Below are 19,099 nucleotides of genomic sequence, written 5' to 3' on the forward strand. Positions count from 1 at the left end.
CGGGCCGTCAGCCGACGCGCCGGAAGGTGGCGGCGGGGCCGATCGCGCCGGGGCCGAACCGGTCCCGGACGCGGTCCATGGCCTCCTCGGCGACCAGGCGGGCCTCGCGCGCCTGGTCCAGGCTGATCTGCTCGGCGACCCGGTCGGCGTCGATCAGGTCCTCGCCCTTCAGTACGAGCGCGGTGAGGCGGCCGCGCTGGAGGCCGGCGGCGTCCATCAGCTGGTAGGCCAGGGTGCGCAGGTCCTCGTCGTGCGCGGACGGCTGCGGCAGCCGGCGCGTCTTCTCCCAACTGCCGTCACCGGCGAATCGCAGGACGAGCGTCAGGGCGCGTGCGGCCTGGCCGCGCCGGCGCAGCAGCCGTCCCAGACGGACGACCAGGTCGAGGAGCGCGGCCCGCACGTCGGCGCCGTCGAGAGCGTGCTGGGGAAAGGCATGGCGCAGGGCGGCGGAGGCGGGCAGGTCGCGGGGGACCACCGGCCGGGGGTCGACACCGCGCGCACGATCGACGGCCAGGCGGCCGGCCCTGCCTCCGAGCAGGCGCTGCACCGTGGTGGGCGGCGCGGCGGCGAGCAGTCCGACGCTGTGGATGCCGTAGTCGTGCAGCACTTCCGCCTGGCGGGGGCCGATGCCGTGGAGGGCCTCGACGGGCAGCGGGGCGAACCGGCGCGCGACCTCGGCGGGCTCGATGCAGAGGACACCGCCCGGGGCGCCGACCTGCCCGGAGGCGGTGGCCGCGACGGTGATCGACGGGCCGATGCCGACCCGGACGTCGACGCCCAGCCGGGAGATCGTGCGGATCCGCAGCACCTCGCCCAGCCGGCGGGCGCTCACGCCGTGGTAGCGCAGGGCGCCCTTCAGTTCCACCAGAGCCGCGGACGGCGGCAGCGCCCGCACGACCGGGGACAGCTCCGCCAGCTGCTCCAGGACCTGCCGGTAGGTCTCTTCCGGCAGCTGCTCGGGGCAGCGCACGTGCATGACGGTGGACACCTCGTCCGTTCTCGGATGCGCTGTCACGCCACTCACCTCCCACCCCCAGACTATCGAACGTAAATTCGAACACGCGAGGGCCGCGGGTGGCGTGAGTGATGGATCTTGGCTCTAGAATCAAAAATGTGTTCGACGACCTGCCATCCGACCTGGAGCGACTGCACACCCTGCGGGTGTGGCACGCCATGTGGCTCTCGCGCATCGACCGCAAGATCGCCGCGATCAGGAAGCGGCAGGCGGAAGAGGAACGCGGCCGCCTGCAGCGGCCGAGGCCGCCGGAGTGGATCGTCGAACTCGGCATCGGCACCGGCCGGCCGCCCGTCCGCGTGCACGCGGGCGACTGCTACCTGGCCGGGGAGCGGCGCCGGCCCGTCAGCCGCGACGAAGCCCGGCGGCTGCTTGCCGGAGGCCTCGCCTCCTGCGACCACTGCCGACCCGACGCACGGCTGCACATCCTGGACTTAGGGGGTGTCGTCAGTCCACGTGTGGGGGTGGGTCGAAGCGGACGGTGACCTTCTCGAAGCCCTTGAAGGACTCCGTCGCCGCATAGGACCGGTAGGCCCGCTGGTCGCCCGGACTGAGGTGCACGCGGTCGGTGAACGGGCTGAGCAGGCTGCGGGGCCACAGCCGCATGCACCGCACCGCCGTGATCTCCGCGGTGACCAGGTACACCAGTGCACCGAGGTAGATCCAGGCCAGCAGTCCGAGGACGATGCCGAACATGCCGTACGTCGCCGTGGTGCCCCTGAGCACGTGGTCGACGTAGTACGAACCGCCCCACTGGAGCACCTGCCAGGCGCACGCACCGCCCAGCGCCGTGCCGTACATCAGGCGCAGGCGCAGTCTGCGCCGGGTCAGAAGACGGTAACTGGCCAGCAGGAGTGCCGAGTTGAGTGCGACAGCCAGGAGGGCCGCGGTGACGCGTACGCCGACGGCGAGCCGGGCCCCGAACACGCTCGCCGCCGACTCCGCGGCGGACAGGGCCGTGGTGACGCACAGGCCGAGCGCCAGCAGGGAGATGAACTTCAGGCCCTTGAGCCGCGAGCGCAGCGGATCGGGGCGGGCGTGGCGCGGCACGGCGAAGATCTTGTTCAGGGCGTGCTGGGCGGCCTGGGCGATGCCGAGCGCTCCGTAGACGCTCCCCACCACGCCCACCACGACGGCGACCGAGCTGCCGTGGAAGGAGTGGATGTTCCGGCCGATCTGATCACCGATCACCGGGAACTCGCTCAGCGCCGAGTTCAGCACCGCATGCTGCAGGTGGGGATTGCCGCTGAGGACGGCGCTCAGTACGGCGACGAGGAAGAGCAACAGCGGGAAGAGGGAGAGGAATCCGTAGTACGTCAGGAGTGCGGCCAGGTAGGCGGCCTGATCGTCGAAGAACTTGTAGGCCACCGCCAGCGGAAGCCCCGCCCAGCGATGCCGTCGCTGATAACCATCCAGCCGGGCCAGCACTCGCATGCGCTCTCCCACACCGTCGGTGGTGGGTCCGGCTCCCGCGGACACCACCCCTTCCCGGTGCCCTGGCCAGGCGGTTTCATGCCGCGTGCGCGGAACCCGGCACCGGCGGGGCCCAGGGTTGGCACGGCCCTGCCCGGTTACTCCGTCCCCATGGACGACATCAGGCCGCTCGCCCTGGTGACCGGGGCATCCAGCGGAATCGGATACGAACTCGCCAAGCAGTTCGCGGAGCACGGCTACGACCTGCTGATCAACGCCGAGGACGACCGTCTCGACCACGCGGCACAGCTCCTGCGGGAGACGGGCGCCGAGGTGCGGGCGGTGCGCGCGGACCTCCGAAACCCCTCGGGCGTGGACCACCTGGTGGCCTCCACGACCGGGCTCCGGGTGGACGTGGCCGCCCTCAACGCCGGCGTGGGCCGGGGCGGAGCCTTCGTGGACACGGACCTCGCCGACGATCTCTCCGTGGTCGAGCTGAACGTGACCTCGACGGTCCGGCTCGCCAAGCCGCTGCTGCGGGACATGGTGGCGCGCGGAGCGGGCCGCGTGGTGTTCACCTCCTCCATCGCCGCGACCATGCCGGGCCCTTTCCAGGCCGTCTACAACGCCTCGAAGTCCTTCGTGCAGTCCTTCGCGCAGGCGTTGCAGGACGAGGTGCGCGACACCGGCGTCACGGTCACCGCGTTCCTGCCCGGGCCGACCGACACGGACTTCTTCCGGCGGGCCGGCGGCGACACCGAAGTCGGCAGTGACGACAAGGACGATGCGGCCCAGGTCGCCCGGCAGGCCTTCGATGCGGTGACGAAGGGCCGCACCAAGCAGGTCACGGGCTCCCTGAAGACCAAGGTGCAGGGTGCGGTCAACAAGGTGCTGCCCGACAGCGCCAAGGCGGCGATGCACAGGAGGATGGCGGAGCCTGGAGGCTCCGGGGGCCCGGACGAGCAGAGGTAGACGTCCGGGGTACTCGGACGGATCGGGAGAGCCCGGCCGGGCGGACCCGGCCGGCGTGTCGTCGGACAGCCGCGTGTCCTCAGGCCTCACACCCCCGTGGAGTGCCATGACCGTCCAGCAGCACGTGCACGTCAGTGGCCGCGTACAGGGCGTGTTCTACCGCGACACCTGTCGTCGCCTCGCCGAGGAGCGAGGAGTGGCGGGATGGGTGCGCAATCTGCGCAACGGCGACGTCGAAGCCGTCTTCGAGGGGCGCCCCGGGGACGTCGACAGCATGGTGCGCTGGGCGGCCGAGGGTCCGACGACGGCGAAGGTCGTGCAGTGCACCGCCGTCACCGAGGAGCCCGAGGGCTGGTCCGGCTTCCGCGTCCTGCCCGACGCCGAACCCGGGGACCGCCCCCGCGGCGGACCGGACCGCGCCCCGGGCTGATTGCGGACCGGCCGGCCCGCAGGGCGAGGTCCGCGCCCCGGGCCGGGACACCGCCGCCGTTGCAACAGCGGCCTTCGGACGTGGCCCGTGCCTGCTCAGGCACCGGCGCTCCCCCGGCCGCCGCCTCTCGTTCCCCTGGACGGCCCAACTCCACTGGTCCGCAGGGGGCGAAAGGGCGTGAGCGATGTGACGGTGGTGGAAGGGATGGCGTACATGCCCACCCCAGGAGTCCGAGGAGCCGGTATGCCGGAGGCTGTGGTCGAGGGTGGCGTTCCGCGCGCTGCCGCCAAGGACGGCGCCGCCGTGCCCAAGAGTCGTGGCGGGCATCCCTTCGAGCAGCTGAGCACGGTCGCCGACGCGGTCCTCTACGAGGGTTACCTGCTCTACCCGTACCGCCGCTCGTCGCCCAAGAACCGCGTCCGTTGGCAGTTCGGGGTGCTCCTGCCCCGGGACTGGGTGGAGCGGGACGGCCCCGTCGTGGCCGGCCTGTCCGGGGCGGCCGACTCCTGGTACCAGCAGACCGAGTGCCTGCTGCGGATCCGGCGGCCCGGTGCCGTGGTCCGGGTGAAGGTGCGGTACCTGCAGATGCAGCACAAGCAGGTGCAGGCGATCGGGCCCGACGGCCGTCACCGCCCGGTCGAGTCGCTGCTGACCGGCGACGACGCCACGCATCTCACCTTCGACGAGGCGGTGCCGTGCGAGACCGAGCTCGTCGCCGAGCTGGACGACCTGCTGCGGCGGGAGCACACCGCCCCGGTGGGAGCCGGGGCCGGCGAGCACACCGAGTCGCTGTCCCCGGACGTGGGGCGGATCGTGCGGCGGCGCGAGGAGGTCCGGGCGCGGACCACGCTCGTGGCCGAGCGGCTCACGGGCGACGTCTGCCGGCTCCGGGTGCGTACCGAAAACGTGGGCGCCGCGCCGGATGCGCGGGCCGCGCGTGCGGAGGCGCTGCGCCATGCGCTGATCGCCACGCATGCGCTGATCGGCGGCGAGGGCGTGGAGTTCGTCTCGCTCATCGACCCGCCCGGAGACCTGGAGCAGCACGCCCGCGGGTGCCGCAACGCGTTCACCTTCCCCGTTCTCGGCGGCGAGCCGCCCGCCGCTCCCGGCGGCACCGGCGACATGCGCGGACGGCGCGAGGGCTGCACCGGTCCCGTGCTGCTGTCCTCGCCGATCATCCTTCCCGACCACCCCCAGGTGGCGCCGGAGAGCCCCGGCGATCTGCACGACGCCGCGGAGATCGACGAGATCCTGACGCTGCGCACCATGCTCCTGACCGACGAGGAGAAGCGCGAGGCGCGGGCCACCGACCCGCGGGCCGCACGGATCCTCGACCGGGTCGAGACCATGCCCCCGGAGGTCTTCGCCCGGCTGCACGGAGCGATCCGCTCACTGGCCCCCGCCGGCTCGACGGGGTCCGCAGCGACCGTGGTCCCGGCCGGCCCGACAGACACCGCGGTGCCCACGGCCCCGGCCTCCCCACCGGGGTCCGACGCGCTCGCGGGCCCGCCCGCCGGGCGCCCCGCCTGGTGGCAGGAGGGCGCCGACGAAGGCCTGTCCCCGACCACGGACACGGTCCTCGTCGACGGCGTGCCCGTCGCAGGCGGCAGCCGGGTGCGGCTGCGCCCGCGAGTCCGGGGCGCCGACGCCCAGGACATGTTCCTGGCCGGGCGCACCGCTCAGGTCGCCGCCGTCTTCCACGACGTCGACGGCACCGTGCATCTGGCCGTCACCCTGGACGACGATCCCGCGGCCGAACTGAACGGCTGGTACGGCCGCTTCCACTACTTCCGGCCCGACGAAGTCGAGCCGAGCCGCCCCACGGACGCCCAGGACGAGCCGCCGGCAACGGCTCCCGCCGCACCTCAGGCCGCGGCACCCGACCGACTCCGAGACCCCCTGCAGCGGAGGCCGAACACATGACCACACAGAGCGGCACCACCGAAGTCAGCAAGGAACCCGACCGGGCCGAGGCACGGAAGGGTTTCGACGAGATCACCATCCTGTGGATCTCGGAAGGGATGAGCTGTGACGGCGACACCGTCTCCGTCACGGCCGCCGGCCAGCCCTCCATCGAGGACGTGGTGCTCGGTCTCATCCCGGGCCTGCCGAAGGTGAACCTGGTCAACAAGGTGCTCTCACCGAGCCTGGGCGGCGAGGACTTCCTCGCCCCGTACCGGGCGGCGGCGCGCGGCGACCTGGCCCCGTTCATCCTCGTCATCGAGGGCTCGATCCCCAACCAGAACATCATCAAGGGCGACGGCTACTGGACGTCGTTCGGGAACGACCCGGACACCGGCGAGCCCCAGCCCCTGAACTGGTGGATCGACCAACTGGCGCCCAAGGCCTGGGCGGTGGTGGCCATCGGCACCTGCGCCACCTACGGCGGCATCCACGCGATGGCCGGCAACCCCACCGGGTGCATGGGCCTCGCGGACTACCTGGGCTGGGACTTCACGTCCCAGGGTGGCCTGCCCGTGGTCAACGTGCCCGGCTGCCCCGTACAGCCGGAGAACTTCATGGAGACCCTTGTCTGGACGCTCCACCACGCGGCCGGGACCGCTCCCCCGCCCCCGCTGGACCACATGCTGCGCCCGCAGTGGCTGTTCGGGAAGACGGTGCACGAGGGCTGCGACCGGGGCTCCTACTACGAGCAGGCCAGCTTCGCCAAGGACTACAACTCCCCCAAGTGCCTGGTGAAGACGGGCTGCTGGGGTCCGGTGGTCAACTGCAACGTACCCAAGCGGGGCTGGATGGCCGGCATCGGCGGCTGCCCGAACGTGGGCGGCATCTGCATCGGGTGCACGATGCCCGGCTTCCCGGACGCGTTCATGCCGTTCATGGACGAACCTCCCGGCGGAACGCTGTCGTCCCTGGTCATCAAGCCGTACGGCGCCGTCATCCGCCGACTGCGCGGTCTGACCAACGAGATGGTCAACCACGAGCCCAAGTGGCGCCACAACAAACGCAAGTTGACCACCGGATACGACCCGCACTACCGCCCGTGACACGGCCGGCACCACATCCCACCACTCACCCACGGAACACGGACAGCAAGGGGCAGTAACGCAGATGACCACAACCGAGGCCCGGCCCACGGAACGCAAGCCCGCACAGATCGTGGACATGTCCTGGGATCCGATCACCCGGATCATCGGGAACCTGGGCATCTACACGAAGATCGACTTCGCCAACCAGGAAGTCGTGGAGTGCCACAGCACCTCGTCGCTGTTCCGCGGCTATTCGGTGTTCATGAAGGGCAAGGACCCGCGCGACGCCGGCTTCATCACCTCACGCATCTGCGGCATCTGCGGCGACAACCACACCACGTGCTCCAACTACGCCCAGCAGATGGCCTACGGCGTGAAGCCGCCACGGCTGGCCGAGCACATCGTCAACCTCGGCGAAGCGGCCGAGTACATGTTCGACCACACGATCTTCCAGGACAACCTGGTGTTCGTGGACTTCTGCGAGGCGATGGTCAAGGCCACCAACCCCGGTCTGCTGGCCCGCGCGGAGCGCACCGACGCGCCCCGCGGCGAGATCCACGGCTACCGGACCATCGCCGACATCATGAAGGCCTTCAACCCGTTCGAGGGCGAGGTCTACAAAGAGGCCCTGAAGATGAGCCGGGTCACCCGGGAGATGTTCTGTCTGATGGAGGGACGGCACGTCCACCCGTCGACGCTGTACCCGGGTGGCGTCGGCACCATGCCGCAGCCGAACACCTTCACCGACTACCTCAGCCGGCTCATGCACTTCGTCGACTTCGCCAAGAAGTCCGTGGCGATGAACGACGACGTCTTCGACTTCTTCTACGAAGCCCTCCCGGGCTACGAGGAGGTCGGCAAGCGCCGCATCCTGCTGGGCTGTTGGGGCGCCTGGCAGAACCCGGACGTCGTCGACTACCGCTACGAGACGATGAACCAGTGGGGCAAGGCGATGTACGTGACCCCGGGCATCGTCGTCGACGGCGAGCTGGTCACCAACAACCTTGTCGACATCAACCTCGGCATGCGCATCATGCTCGGCAGCTCCTACTACGAGGACTGGGTCAACGAGCAGCCCTTCGTCACCCACGACCCGCTCGGCAACCCCGTCGACATGCGCCACCCGTGGAACCAGACCACCGTCCCGGTGCCTCAGAAGCGCGACTTCGACGACAAGTACAGCTGGGTGATGAGCCCCCGGTGGTACGACCAGAGAAGCGGGGACCACCTCGCCCTGGACACCGGCGGCGGTCCCCTCGCCCGCCTGTGGTCGACCGCGTTGAACGGGCTGGTCGACACCCCGTACATCAAGGCCACCGGCCACAGTGTCCGCATCTCGCTGCCCAAGGGCGAGAGCCTGCCGGAGACGACGCTGGAATGGCACATCCCGAAGTGGAGCAACACCATCGAGCGGGACCGCGCCCGGCCGTACTTCATCGCCTACGCCGCCGCCATGGCCCTGCAGTTCGTGGACGAGGCCATGGGGCTCCTGCGGTCCGGCGACACCAAGGTGTTCTCGAACTTCGAGGTGCCCGACGAGGCGATCGGCTGCGGCTTCCACGAGGCGGTGCGCGGTGTCCTGTCCCACCACGTGGTGATCAAGGACAAGAAGATCGCCAACTACCACCCGTACCCGCCGACCCCCTGGAACGCCAGTCCCCGCGACATCTACGGCACCCCAGGACCGTACGAGGACGCCGTGCAGGGGCAGCCCATCTTCGAGGAGAACGGGCCCGACGACTTCAAGGGCGTCGACATCATGCGTACCGTCCGCAGCTTCGACCCCTGTCTGCCGTGCGGCGTGCACATGTACATGGGCAAGGGCAAGACGCTCACCACCATGCACTCGCCGACGTACGGGGCGAACCATGGCTGATGCCGGGCAGGGCGGTCCCTCCGGGGACCCGGCGCCCGCCGGACGGCTCGCGGACCCGGCCGTCGAGGCCCGTCTCGCCCGTCTCGACGAGCTGCTGGAGGGCCTGGAGTCCGCCCCCGGTCCGACGTCCCGCTCCGCGCTGGAGGCGGTGCGGGTACTGACCGAGGTCTACGGCGAGGCGCTGGCCCGCGTGCTGGAGCGGGCGGACGCCGCGCTGGCCGAGCGCCTGGCCGACGACGAGCTGCTGGGGCACCTGCTGGTGCTGCACGCGATCCACCCGGAGCCGCTCGAGCGCCGGGCCGCCCGCGCCGTGGAGCGGTTGCAGCCCGCGGTGCGCGAACGCGGCGGCCACGTGGAGTGGGCCGGCGTGGACGGCCGGGTGGGCCGGGTGCGACTGTCGGTGTCCGGCGGGTGCGGCTCCGGTTGCGGCGGCGGCACGGCCGACGTCACCGAGGCGGTCCGTGAGGCGGTTCTCGCCGCCGCTCCCGAGCTGATGGCGGTGGAGGCGGTGGCCGGCGGCCCCGAGCGGCCGACCGCCCCGGCGTTCGTACCGCTGGACTCGCTGACGCGCCGACGCGCACCCAGGCCGCAGGAGGCGCGGTGACCGTGGACGGAGCGCTCGCCCGCCTGATCCGCTCGGCCTCCGACCGGACGGCCGAGGCCGAGGCGGAGGTGTGCGACCTGTGCGCCGCCCCGGTGGCCGAGGAACACCACCACCTGTACGACACCGGGCACGCCGAAGTGCGGTGCGTGTGCGGCCCCTGCTCGGTGCTGTTCGCCGGGCGGGAGGCCGGCGACGGGCACTACCGGCTGGTTCCGCGGCGTCGCCTGCGGCTTCCCCCGGTCGACACCGAGGCGCTGGGCGTACCGGTGGGTCTGGCGTTCTTCGTGCCGCACCCGGACGGCACGGTCACCGCCGAGGGGCCGAGCCCGGCCGGGGCCATGCGGTGGGAGGTGGACGGCGCGGCCTGGCGGCAGGTGGCCGCCGGGTGTCCGGAGCTCGCTTCCGTGGAACCCGATGTGGAGGCGCTGCTGGTGAACACCGTCCGCGGCATGGACCACCACTGGATCGTGCCGATCGACGACTGCTTCCGGATGGTCGCCCTCGTACGCCGCGAGTGGCGGGGCCTGTCCGGAGGCGGTCGGGTCTGGCCGGCCGTCGAGCGGTTCTTCGCGGACCTCACCGAGCGGCCGTGAGCACGTGCTCCGCCGACCCGTCCGCCGAGGACGTGGCGCGCGGAGGCGAGGAAGGAGAACACCCCATGGGCACCATCCGAGTCGGCCGTCCCCAGGCGAGGCCCGACACGCCCACGCACGTGCCCGGTCTGCACCAGGGCAACAAAGGTCCCTACCAGCACCAGACCGGACACCACGAGGACGGCACCTCCGACGCGCGCCGTTCCACCGGGATCCACTGGAAGCGGCATGACGCGCTCGTGCAGGCGATGCCGAACATCTCTCCGGGATGACAGACAGCAGGGAGTGGCCGGAATGAAGGTCGAACAAGCAGGTACGGCGGCCCGTGCCGCCGCCGCGGGCGCTCTCGTGGGCGCCCGCGTGGGGTCCAGCGTCAGCCCGGGGCTGACGGCGAAGCGCGTGCTGAAGGCGCAGGCGGCCGTGGTCGGTGGGCTGCTGGCAGCGCTGCTCGCGTCGGAGATCCCCAGCATCGTGCGCGAAGTGCGGATCTGGCGCATGACCGGTGGCCTGCGCGCGGGCCACCGCTACCCGTGAGCCGGTCGTGCACGAGTTGTCGATCGCGACCGCGATCGTGGAACAGGCCGGCGAACTCGCCCGGGCGGACGGGGCGGACGCCGTCTCGGCGGTGACCGTCCGGGTCGGGGAGCTGGCGGGCGTCGTACCCGACGCCCTGTGCTTCGCCTTCGAGGTGGCCCGCGAGGGCACCGCCCTGGCCGATGCCCGGCTCGTCGTCGAGCAGGTCACCGCCCGGGCCTGGTGCGTCCCGTGCGCCGAGGAGTTCTTGGTCGGCATGCCTCCCTTCTTCTGGTGCCCGCACTGCGACCGTCCCTCGCAGGAGCTGCGCAGCGGACGGGAGCTCGAGATCACCGGAATCGAGGGCGCGCCGGTCCCCACCTGACGCGGGCTCCCGATCAACGGCCGACCCCGCCGGCGCCTTGCGCACCGGCGGGGTCGGCCGTACAGCCGTACCGGGTCCGGCGGATCGGTCAGCAGATCCGCGGCAGCTGCTCGCCCAGCGGCAGATCGACCACCCGGGTGCCGCCGAGGCCGGTGGCCACCACGACCATGCCGGGGTGCTCGGCGACGCACTCGCCGATGAGCGTGGCCCCGACGCCCTGCGGGTGGCCCTGCATCGCGGCCACGACGGCGTCGGCGTGGTGCCGGGGCACGAAGGCCACGAGCCGGCCCTCGTTGGCGACGTACAGCGGGTCCAGGCCGAGGAACCCGCAGGCGTTGGCGACCGCGTCCGGGATCGGAATGGCCCGCTCGTGCAGGCGGACGCCGGTGCCCGAGGCGCGTGCGATCTCGTTGAGGGAGGCGGCGAGGCCGCCCCGGGTGGGGTCGCGCAGGACGTGGATGTCGGGGGTGACGGCCAGCATGGCCGCGACCAGGTCGGCCAGCGGTGCGGTGTCGCTGGCGACCTCGACGCCGAACTCCAGGCCCTCCCGGACGCTCATGATGGCCACGCCGTGCAGACCGATCGGGCCGCTGACGACGACGGCGTCGCCGGGCCGGGCCCGCTGCGGGCGGATGTCCAGCCCCTCGGGGACGAGGCCCACCCCGGCGGTCGTGACGTACACGCCGTCGCCGTGTCCTGCCTCGACCACCTTGGTGTCCCCGGTGACCACGGTGACCCCCGCGGCTTCGGCCGCCGCCCCCATGGCCCGTGCGATCCGGTCGACCACGGTCAGCTCGACGCCCTCCTCGAGGACGAAGGCGGCGGACAGGTGGGCGGGCCTGGCACCGCTCATCGCCAGGTCGTTGACGGTGCCGTTGACCGCCAGGTCGCCGAGGCTGCCGCCGGGGAAGAACAGCGGCCTGACGACGTAGGCGTCGGTGGAGAAGGCGAGCCGGGCGCCGCCCAGGTGGAGGACGGCGGAGTCGCCCATCCCGGCGAGGGTGGGGTTGCCGTACGCCGGGGCGAAGACCTCCTCGATCAGCTCCGCGGACAGGGCGCCGCCCCCGCCGTGCCCCATCACCACGACCGGCTGGTCGCGCAGGGGGGCGGGGCAGGTCCAGTTCGCGGGGTCGACGGGGGCCTCGACGGCCGCGGAAGCCAGTTCAGCCAACGGTGTTCATCTCCTCGTGCGGGACCCGGGAGCCCTGCGGCGCCGGGCCGTTCATCCGGCGGTACAGGTAGTAGGCCGCACAGGCGCCCTCGGTGGAGACCATGGTGGCGCCGAGCGGGGTGCGGGGCGTGCAGGTGGTGCCGAAGGCGGCGCACTCGGCGGGCTTGATCAGGCCCTGCAGTACCTCGCCGGCGCGGCAGACGGCGGGCTCCTCGGTGCGGATGCCGGTGACGTCGAAACGGTGCTCGGCGTCGTAGGCGCGGAAGGCGTCCGTCAGCCGCCAGCCGCTGGCGGGGATCCGTCCGATACCGCGCCACGCCCGGTCGGCGACCTCGAACACCTCCTCGATCATCCGCAGGGCGGCCGGGTTGCCCTGTTCGCGCACGGCGCGGGGGTAGGCGTTCTCAACCCGGTACTCGCCGCGCTCCAGCTGGTGGACGGCGTGCCGGATGCCCTCCAGGATGTCCAGCGGCTCGAAGCCGGTCACCACGATCGGAACGCGGTGCCGTTCGGCCAGTTGCGGGTATTCGGCGGTGCCCATCACGCTGCACACGTGTCCGGCGGCCAGGAAGCCCTGCACCCGGCAGGTGGGGGCCGTCATGATGGCCTCGATGGCGGGCGGGACCCGCACGTGCGACACCAGCAGGCTGAAGTTGTTCAGGCCCAGCCGACGGGCCTGGTGCACGGCCATCGCGTTGGCGGGCGCGGTCGTCTCGAAGCCGATGGCGAAGAACACGACCTCACGGTCGGGGTGTTTGCGCGCGAGCTGAAGGGCGTCGAGCGGCGAGTACACCACCCGTACGTCACCGCCCTCGCCCTTGACCCGGAACAGGTCGCGGTCGCTGCCCGGCACCCGCAGCATGTCGCCGAACGAGCAGAAGATCACCCCGGGGCGCGAGGCGATGTCCAGCGCCTTGTCGATGAGCTCCAGCGGGGTGACGCACACCGGGCAGCCCGGACCGTGGATCAGCTCCACCTCCTCGGGCAGCAGCTGGTCGATCCCGTGCCGGATGATCGAGTGGGTCTGGCCGCCGCAGACCTCCATCAGCGCCCACGGCCGGGTGACCGTCGAGCGGATCTCGTCCAGCAGCCGCCGTGCCAGGTCGGGGTCGTTGAACTCGTCGATGTACTTCATCGGGCCTCGCTCCCGCTCCGCTCGTGCTCCACGGCCACGCGGTCGTGCGCGGCCGCGTCCCCGGCCTGCTGCGCCGCCTGCTGCCAGGCGTCGCCGAACTCCTCCTCCAGCAGCCCCAGTTGTTCGAACAGCTCCAGGGACGCCCGGGCCGACTCCTCGTCCAGGCGCTGCAGGGCGAACCCGACGTGGACGATGACGTACTCGCCCACCCGCAGGTCGGGCAGGTATTCCAGACACGCCTGTTTCTGCACACCGCCGAAGTCGATCAACCCGGTGAGCGGGTCGGCGCGGTGGTCGATGGACACGACTCTGCCGGGCACTGCCAAGCACATGGGTCACTCCGTCTCGTCGCTTCTGTGCGGGCCGCCGGAGCTTCGACGGGCCCGCCGGGTCACCGGGCGGCCGCCGGATGACGCCCGTCCTGCCGCCGGTGCGCGGCGACCATGAGCTGTCCGAGGGCCAACCCGCCGTCGTTCGGCGGGACTTCGCCGTGTCGCAGCACGGTGAAGCGGTCCTCGGCGAGCAGCGCCGTGCACTCCTCCTCCAGCAGGCCGTTGGCGAACACGCCCCCGCTGAGGGCGACGGTGGTCAGGCCCGTGGCCTGGCGCGCGCCCCGGCAGATCCGCACCACGGCCCGCGCGACGGCCCGGTGGAAGCGGGCCGCGAGAACCGGTGCCGGGGTGCCGCGCCGCAGGTCGGCGACTAGCGTCCGCAGCACGGGTGCCGGGTCGCACCCGAGGACGCCCGTGCCGCCGCCGGTCCCGGCGGCGATGCCGAACGAGTACGCCGAGCGCTCCGCGTCCCAGGCCGAGGCGGCCGCCGCCTCCAGTTCCAGTGCGGCCTGCGCCTCGTATCCGACGCGGTGGCACACGCCCACCAGGGAGGACACCGCGTCGAAGAGGCGTCCCATGCTGGAGGTGGGCACACAGGCCACCTGCCGCGCCAACTGCTGTTCCAGTACGGCCAGTTCGTCGCCGGTGCAGGCGGCGACACAGGGCAGGTCCGCGTCCCACGGCAGGCCGGCCGCCCACAGCCGGGCCAGGGCGAGGCGGCAGGGGTTGGTGACGCCGGCGTCAGCGCCGGGCAGCGGGGCGGGGGCCAGACGGGCGAAGCGCCGGTAGCCGGCGTAGTCGGCGATCAGGACCTCGCCACCCCAGACGGTGCCGTCGTCGCCGTAGCCGGTGCCGTCGAACGCGACGCCGATCACGGACGCGGTGCCGTCCAGGCCGTGCTCCGCCATCGCGGAGGCGACGTGCGCGTGGTGGTGCTGGACGAACCGGGTCTGCCCGGCGGGCAGTTCGGCGGCCCGTCGGCGCGCCCAGCGGGCCGAGTGGTAGCCCGGGTGCCGGTCGGCCACGACGAGTGCGGGCGCGACACCGGTCAGGCGCAGCAGGTGCCGCTCCGCGCGCCGGGCCGCGTCCAGCGTGGCCAGGTCGCCCATGTCGCCGATGTGCGGTCCGAACCAGGCCTGCTCGCCGTCGCCGACGCAGGGCGCGTTCTTCAGGTCGCCGCCCACGGCGAACGCGGGGCGCACCGGACGCGGCAGGCGCAGCGGGCGCGGTACGTAGCCGCGGGAGCGGCGCAGCACCTGCTCGGTTCCGTCGGGGCGTACCCGCAGCAGCGAATCGTCGCACGGCGAGGCGATGGCACGGTCGTGGGACAGCCAGGCGTCGGCCAGCCCGGCCAGCCGGGTCAGCGCCTCCTCGTCGTCCGTGACGATCGGCTCGCCGGACCGGTTGCCGCTGGTCATGACCAGCACACGGGGGCCGGGCGGATCTCCGGGGAGCCCGAACAACAGGGTGTGCACGGGGGTGTAGGGCAGCATCACGCCGACGTGCGGGCTGCCGGGGCACACGGCGTCGGCCAGTCGGGGTCCGTCCTGCCCGGTGCTCCGGCGAAGCAGGACGATGGGGCGCCGGGGCCCGGTGAGCGCGGCCCGTTCGCGGTCGCAGAGGTCGGCGATCCGCTCCGCGGTGGCGAGGTCGGCGCACATCACGGCGAACGCCTTGCCGCCCCGCTCCTTGCGGGTGCGCAGGGTGGCGACCGCACGCGCGTCGGTGGCGTCGCAGGCCAGGTGGTACCCGCCGACGCCCTTGACGGCGACGATCCGCCCCGCGGTGAGCAGGGCACGGGCCCCCGTCAGCGCGTCCGCGTCCCGGGCCGGGCGCAGGCCGCTGCCCGCCGCGGGCACCAGGCGCAGGCGGGGGCCGCAGTCGGGGCAGGCCACGGGCTGGGCGTGGAAGCGACGGTCGGCGGGATCGGCGTACTCGCGGGCGCAGGCCGGGCACATCGGGAAGCCGGCCATGGTCGTGGCCGCCCGGTCGTACGGCATGGCGGTGGCGATGGTGAAGCGGGGGCCGCAGTGGGTGCAGGTGATGAAGGGGTGCCGGTGCCGGCGATCGGCCGGATCGGCCAGCTCCCGCAGGCAGTCGGCGCAGGTGGCGGTGTCGGGGGGGAGCTGGGTCCGTCCCGTGGACTGCTCGCTGGGACGGATGGTGAACGGGGTGGTGGCGCCGGTGGCGGGGACGTCCTCGGACCCGATGCCGGTCACGGCGGCCAGGGGCGGCGGTTCCTCGGCCAGTCGGTCGCAGAACCGGGTGACGCCGTCCGGCGGGCCCTCCACCTCGATCAGCACCCCGCTCGCGGTGTTGCTCACGAAGCCGGCGAGCGCGAGGTCGGCGGCCAGACGGTGCACATAGGGCCGGAAGCCCACGCCCTGCACCGTGCCGCGCACGGTAAGCCGTCGGCGTACCGGGCCGGTGGCGTGTGCGGTCACGAGGCGGGAGCGGCAGCCGGGCGCGGATGCGCGAGGTGGTCGCCGCGGGCGTCGCCGGCGGTCCCGTGCACGGTGTGGGCCTCGTTCGCCTCGTGGGCTTGGTAGGCCTCCTGCGCCTCGTGCGCGGGTCCGTGGCCGTCACCGCGGTCCCGGTCGTCGTCGTGCTGGTGGCCGTGGGGGTGCGGCGCGAGGGGAGGCCGGTGCGGCGGGGCTGCGTCGCGGGTGGCGAGCGCGCGCTCCAGGACGGTGCCGACGCCGTCGCCGGTGCGTGCGCAGGTCCCCACGATCTCCACGCCCGGGTTGACCCGGTGGACGTTGGCCCGGAAGGCGGCCTCGTCGAATCCGGCGGCTTCGGCCAGGTCGGTCTTGGTGACGACGACCAGGTGGGCGGAGCCGAAGGCGGTGGGGTACTTCAGCGGCTTGTCCTCGCCCTCGGTCACGGCCATCAGCACGATCCGCAGGGTCTCGCCGAGGTCGTACGAGGCCGGGCAGACGAGGTTGCCGACGTTCTCCACGAACAGCACCTGTGTGCGGGCGGGCAGCCAGCCCTCGAGTCGGCGGCGCACCTGCCCCGCCTCCAGATGGCACAGGCCGTCGGTCAGCACCTGCTGCACGGGGGCTCCCGAACGGGCCAGCCGGCGGGCGTCGTTCTCGGTCGCCAGGTCCGCGGTCAGTGCGGCCACCGGGACGTCCCGCTCGACCGCCCGGGCCAGCACCCGGCCGAGCAGTTCGGTCTTGCCGCTGCCGGGGCTGGACAGCAGGTTCACCACGGTCACGCCCTGCCGGGCCAGGTCGCCGCGAAGAGCCGCGGCCAGATCGTCGTTCTTCGCCAGGACGGCCTGCTTGACGTCGACGGACCGGCACATGGGCGCTGCTCCTCGTGGTCGCTCGGGGCGAACGGATGTCCGTCCCCTACCGATCCTCGGCTCCCTCGGCCGCGAGGTGGGGGAGCCGAGCCGTGTGCGGCCGCGCGGATTCCTCCGGGCGGACCAAGACGGGTGTGGCCGCGGGGTCGGCGAGCAGGACCGGGACCATGGTGTGCAGCGCTTCCACGGCCCGGTCGACCGCTGCCCGCACCGGGGCGCTGAGCCCGCCGACGATGTCGTCGTCGCCGCGCGGCAGCACCTGGGGCTCGCAGGCGAGGACGAGGACGCGGGGCAGCGGCCCGTCGCCCAGGTGGGTGGCCAGCGCCAGCACCTTGGCCGGGTCCATGCCGTGGGCCTCGGGCGGGGCCGTGCCGTCGGGCGGGTCGGCCTCGATCAGGGACAGGGTGCCGGGCCGGTGGCCGCGCGGGGCGGCGTCGACGAGGACGGCGGTGTCGTATCCGTCCAGCAGTTCGTAGGCGAGGTCGAGGCCGCGGATGCCGAAGTCCCGGACCTTGACGCCGGGCGGCAGCGGGCGGGCGTCGAGCGCCCTGATCACCTCGGGGCCGAAGGCGTCGTCCGCGAGGAAGATATTGCCGACGCCGGCGACCAGCACACGCGCGCCGCTCACCGGGCTGCTCCCGCCGGGGGCGCGGCGACGGGGGCCAGGGGGCGCGCGGAGCCGCCCGGGACCTTGCGGACGAACGCCGAGCGCAGGGCGTGGTAGCCGGCCCGGGGATCGAAGAAGATCTCGCGCATCCGGGTCAGTTCGGCGTGGCGGTATTCCGCGAGGGGCCGTACCGCCTCGTCGCGCTCGCGTGCCGCCGCCTTGGCCGCGACCCGCCGGCCGAGGTCCGGTGCCCGGGTGAGCGCGGCCGCCATGCGGTCGACCTCGTCGGAGAACTCCCTTGCCGGTACGGGCACCAGACGGTCCACCAGCCCGAGCCCGGCCGCGGTCGCGGCGCTCATCGGCAGGGCCTCGGTGGTGAGCCGCTCTGCCGTCTCCCGGCCGACCCGGCGCGGCAGGCTGTAGGTCCAGAACTCCGAGCCGTACAGACCCATCCTCCGGTAGTGCGGGTTCAGGACGGCGCCGGCGCGGCACCACACCTCGTCCGCGGCGAGTGCGAGCATGACGCCGCCGGCGGCCGCGTTGCCGCCCAGAGCGGCGACAACCAGCCGGTCGGTGGTGCGCAGCACCGCCTCGACCAGGTCGTCGATGGCGTTGAGGTTGGTCCACGACTCGGCGGCCGGGTCGGCGGCAGCCTCGATGACGTTCAGATGGATGCCGTTGGAGAAGAAGTCACGGGCCCCGCCGAGCACCAGTACCGAGGTGGGGCGGGCGAGCGCGTGGTGGTAGGCGGCGAGCAGTCTGCGGCACTGGTCGGTGCTCATCGCCCCGCCGGGGAAGGAGAAGGTCAGGAAGCCGACGTCGCCGCGCTGCCGGTAGCGGATGTCGGTCCAGGTGCGCCGCTCGGGGGGCAGTTCGAGCGGGACGGCCGACTCCGGGACGGGGAGCGGGCCGAGGACGCAGACGGCCGGACGCTTGAACGGTGCCGGATCGCCGGAGGCTTTGCGCGGGCGGAGTTGCGGGATCCACACGGCGCCGTCCCGGGTGGCCCGGCAGACGGCTCCCGCGCGCGTGGCGATCAGTTCGCCCGGGCGTCCGCGCAGCAGGTCCTCCGGGTGCCCGCCGTGCAGGAACACCTCGCGGCCGAGGAGTTCGTCCCGCACTCCTGGTTGCGAGTCGGCGCCGCGGAGCTTGCGCAGCACCGTCTCCGTGCTGTCGTTCTCCCAGTCGATCCGCCGTTGCTGCTGGCGCAGGACGTCGCGCCACACCACGTGGATCGAGGGGTCGGTCTGCGGCTGCGGTTTGAAGGCGCCGTCGGCATACCGCCGCACGGCCGTCAGGACGGCGGCCATGGCGGCGTCGGAGGCCTCGTTGCGGTACAGGTCGCTCTTGCCCACCGGTGCCGTCTCGAACGGCGCCGCGGCCCAGACGGCGCCCGCGTCCATCGCCGCCTCCGCCTGCAGGACCGTCACTCCCCAGCGCGGCGCGTCTTCGGCGATCGCCCAGTCCAGGGAGGACGGGCCGCGGTCGCCCGGTGGCCCCGGGTGCACGATGAGGCAGGTGTGCTCACGCCACAGGTCCTCGGGCAGCGCCGTCTTCAGCATCGGCGCGATGACCAGGTCCGGGGGCGTGTCGCGTACGGCGGTTCGGACGGCGTCGGGCCCGTGCGAGGCGAGTACGACGTCCACCCGGTGGCCGTGGTCGGTCAGTTCGGCGTACATGCGTTGGGACAGGCTGTTGAACGCGCTGGCGACGAGCAGAATGTCCATGACGCGGCATGTTCGTCGCTTCTGCG

The 19,099-nt window shown here is 72.8% G+C and carries 20 protein-coding genes; 11 read left to right on the plus strand and 9 right to left on the minus strand.

Annotated features, from left to right (window positions below; all coding sequences use genetic code 11):
* Window positions 1–7 precede the first annotated feature (7 nt).
* Window positions 8–976 (minus strand): hypothetical protein, encoded by a 969-nt coding sequence (locus AB0A61_RS13540; RefSeq protein WP_361291529.1) that lies wholly within the window; start codon window positions 974–976, stop codon window positions 8–10.
* A 137-nt stretch (window positions 977–1,113) separates the two neighbouring features.
* Here AB0A61_RS13540 and AB0A61_RS13545 point away from each other — a divergent pair, with 137 nt between their 5' ends.
* Entirely contained in the window at window positions 1,114–1,500 is a 387-nt protein-coding gene (locus tag AB0A61_RS13545; RefSeq protein ID WP_361290931.1) for a DUF6233 domain-containing protein, read from the plus strand.
* Here the strand turns inward: AB0A61_RS13545 and AB0A61_RS13550 are convergent.
* Window positions 1,463–2,449 carry a YhjD/YihY/BrkB family envelope integrity protein gene (locus tag AB0A61_RS13550; protein ID WP_361290934.1) on the minus strand — a complete coding sequence of 329 codons (987 nt, stop codon included), beginning with the start codon at window positions 2,447–2,449 and terminating at the stop codon, window positions 1,463–1,465. The genes AB0A61_RS13545 and AB0A61_RS13550 overlap by 38 nt on opposite strands.
* Window positions 2,450–2,599: 150 nt before the next feature.
* Between AB0A61_RS13550 and AB0A61_RS13555 the strand changes: the two genes are divergently transcribed.
* From AB0A61_RS13555 to hypA, 10 genes are all read left to right on the plus strand, one after another.
* Window positions 2,600–3,400: an SDR family NAD(P)-dependent oxidoreductase gene (locus AB0A61_RS13555; RefSeq protein WP_361290937.1), complete on the plus strand. Its 801-nt coding sequence runs from the start codon at window positions 2,600–2,602 to the stop codon at window positions 3,398–3,400.
* Window positions 3,401–3,506: 106 nt separating this feature from the next.
* Window positions 3,507–3,830, plus strand: a complete 324-nt coding sequence (locus tag AB0A61_RS13560; RefSeq protein ID WP_361290939.1) for an acylphosphatase — start codon at window positions 3,507–3,509, stop codon at window positions 3,828–3,830.
* 243 nt (window positions 3,831–4,073) lie between these two features.
* Complete coding sequence (locus AB0A61_RS13565; protein WP_361290942.1) at window positions 4,074–5,753, plus strand: hypothetical protein; 1,680 nt, start codon at window positions 4,074–4,076, stop codon at window positions 5,751–5,753.
* A complete protein-coding gene (locus tag AB0A61_RS13570; protein WP_361290945.1) occupies window positions 5,750–6,838 on the plus strand; it encodes a hydrogenase expression protein HypE in 1,089 nt (362 codons plus the stop codon). The genes AB0A61_RS13565 and AB0A61_RS13570 overlap by 4 nt, the downstream gene beginning before the upstream one ends.
* A gap of 64 nt (window positions 6,839–6,902) precedes the next feature.
* Window positions 6,903–8,696 carry a nickel-dependent hydrogenase large subunit gene (locus AB0A61_RS13575; protein ID WP_361290948.1) on the plus strand — a complete coding sequence of 598 codons (1,794 nt, stop codon included), beginning with the start codon at window positions 6,903–6,905 and terminating at the stop codon, window positions 8,694–8,696.
* Window positions 8,689–9,300 (plus strand): NifU family protein, encoded by a 612-nt coding sequence (locus tag AB0A61_RS13580; RefSeq protein ID WP_361290951.1) that lies wholly within the window; start codon window positions 8,689–8,691, stop codon window positions 9,298–9,300. Before AB0A61_RS13575 ends, AB0A61_RS13580 begins: the two co-directional genes overlap by 8 nt.
* Window positions 9,297–9,893: a DUF5947 family protein gene (locus AB0A61_RS13585; protein WP_361290954.1), complete on the plus strand. Its 597-nt coding sequence runs from the start codon at window positions 9,297–9,299 to the stop codon at window positions 9,891–9,893. The genes AB0A61_RS13580 and AB0A61_RS13585 overlap by 4 nt, the downstream gene beginning before the upstream one ends.
* A gap of 65 nt (window positions 9,894–9,958) precedes the next feature.
* On the plus strand, window positions 9,959–10,165 hold the full coding sequence (locus tag AB0A61_RS13590; RefSeq protein ID WP_361290957.1) for a hypothetical protein: 207 nt from the start codon (window positions 9,959–9,961) through the stop codon (window positions 10,163–10,165).
* A gap of 22 nt (window positions 10,166–10,187) precedes the next feature.
* Window positions 10,188–10,427 carry a hypothetical protein gene (locus AB0A61_RS13595; RefSeq protein ID WP_361290960.1) on the plus strand — a complete coding sequence of 80 codons (240 nt, stop codon included), beginning with the start codon at window positions 10,188–10,190 and terminating at the stop codon, window positions 10,425–10,427.
* Between the two features lie 7 nt (window positions 10,428–10,434).
* On the plus strand, window positions 10,435–10,791 hold the full coding sequence (gene hypA / locus AB0A61_RS13600) for a hydrogenase maturation nickel metallochaperone HypA (protein ID WP_361290963.1): 357 nt from the start codon (window positions 10,435–10,437) through the stop codon (window positions 10,789–10,791).
* An 88-nt stretch (window positions 10,792–10,879) separates the two neighbouring features.
* Here the strand turns inward: hypA and hypE are convergent, their stop codons facing one another.
* Genes hypE through AB0A61_RS13635 form a run of 7 tightly spaced genes read right to left on the minus strand, consistent with a single transcriptional unit; the run spans window position 10,880 to window position 19,073 of the window.
* Window positions 10,880–11,962 carry a hydrogenase expression/formation protein HypE gene (gene hypE / locus AB0A61_RS13605; protein ID WP_361290966.1) on the minus strand — a complete coding sequence of 361 codons (1,083 nt, stop codon included), beginning with the start codon at window positions 11,960–11,962 and terminating at the stop codon, window positions 10,880–10,882.
* Window positions 11,955–13,097 (minus strand): hydrogenase formation protein HypD, encoded by a 1,143-nt coding sequence (gene hypD, locus AB0A61_RS13610; RefSeq protein ID WP_361290969.1) that lies wholly within the window; start codon window positions 13,095–13,097, stop codon window positions 11,955–11,957. The genes hypE and hypD overlap by 8 nt, the downstream gene beginning before the upstream one ends.
* Window positions 13,094–13,429: a HypC/HybG/HupF family hydrogenase formation chaperone gene (locus AB0A61_RS13615; RefSeq protein ID WP_361290972.1), complete on the minus strand. Its 336-nt coding sequence runs from the start codon at window positions 13,427–13,429 to the stop codon at window positions 13,094–13,096. Before AB0A61_RS13615 ends, hypD begins: the two co-directional genes overlap by 4 nt.
* 59 nt (window positions 13,430–13,488) lie before the next feature.
* The gene (hypF, locus tag AB0A61_RS13620) at window positions 13,489–15,873 is read right to left on the minus strand and encodes a carbamoyltransferase HypF (RefSeq protein ID WP_361290975.1); all 2,385 of its coding nucleotides are present in this window, start codon (window positions 15,871–15,873) and stop codon (window positions 13,489–13,491) included.
* Window positions 15,870–16,739: a hydrogenase nickel incorporation protein HypB gene (gene hypB, locus AB0A61_RS13625; RefSeq protein ID WP_361290978.1), complete on the minus strand. Its 870-nt coding sequence runs from the start codon at window positions 16,737–16,739 to the stop codon at window positions 15,870–15,872. Before hypB ends, hypF begins: the two co-directional genes overlap by 4 nt.
* Before the next feature lie 46 nt (window positions 16,740–16,785).
* Window positions 16,786–17,367: a hydrogenase maturation protease gene (locus AB0A61_RS13630; protein WP_361290981.1), complete on the minus strand. Its 582-nt coding sequence runs from the start codon at window positions 17,365–17,367 to the stop codon at window positions 16,786–16,788.
* Window positions 17,364–19,073 (minus strand): hydrogenase maturation protein, encoded by a 1,710-nt coding sequence (locus AB0A61_RS13635; protein WP_361290984.1) that lies wholly within the window; start codon window positions 19,071–19,073, stop codon window positions 17,364–17,366. Before AB0A61_RS13635 ends, AB0A61_RS13630 begins: the two co-directional genes overlap by 4 nt.
* Window positions 19,074–19,099 lie beyond the last annotated feature (26 nt).

This window comes from Streptomyces sp. NPDC046197 (genome assembly GCF_040646295.1).
Taxonomy (GTDB): domain Bacteria; phylum Actinomycetota; class Actinomycetes; order Streptomycetales; family Streptomycetaceae; genus Streptomyces.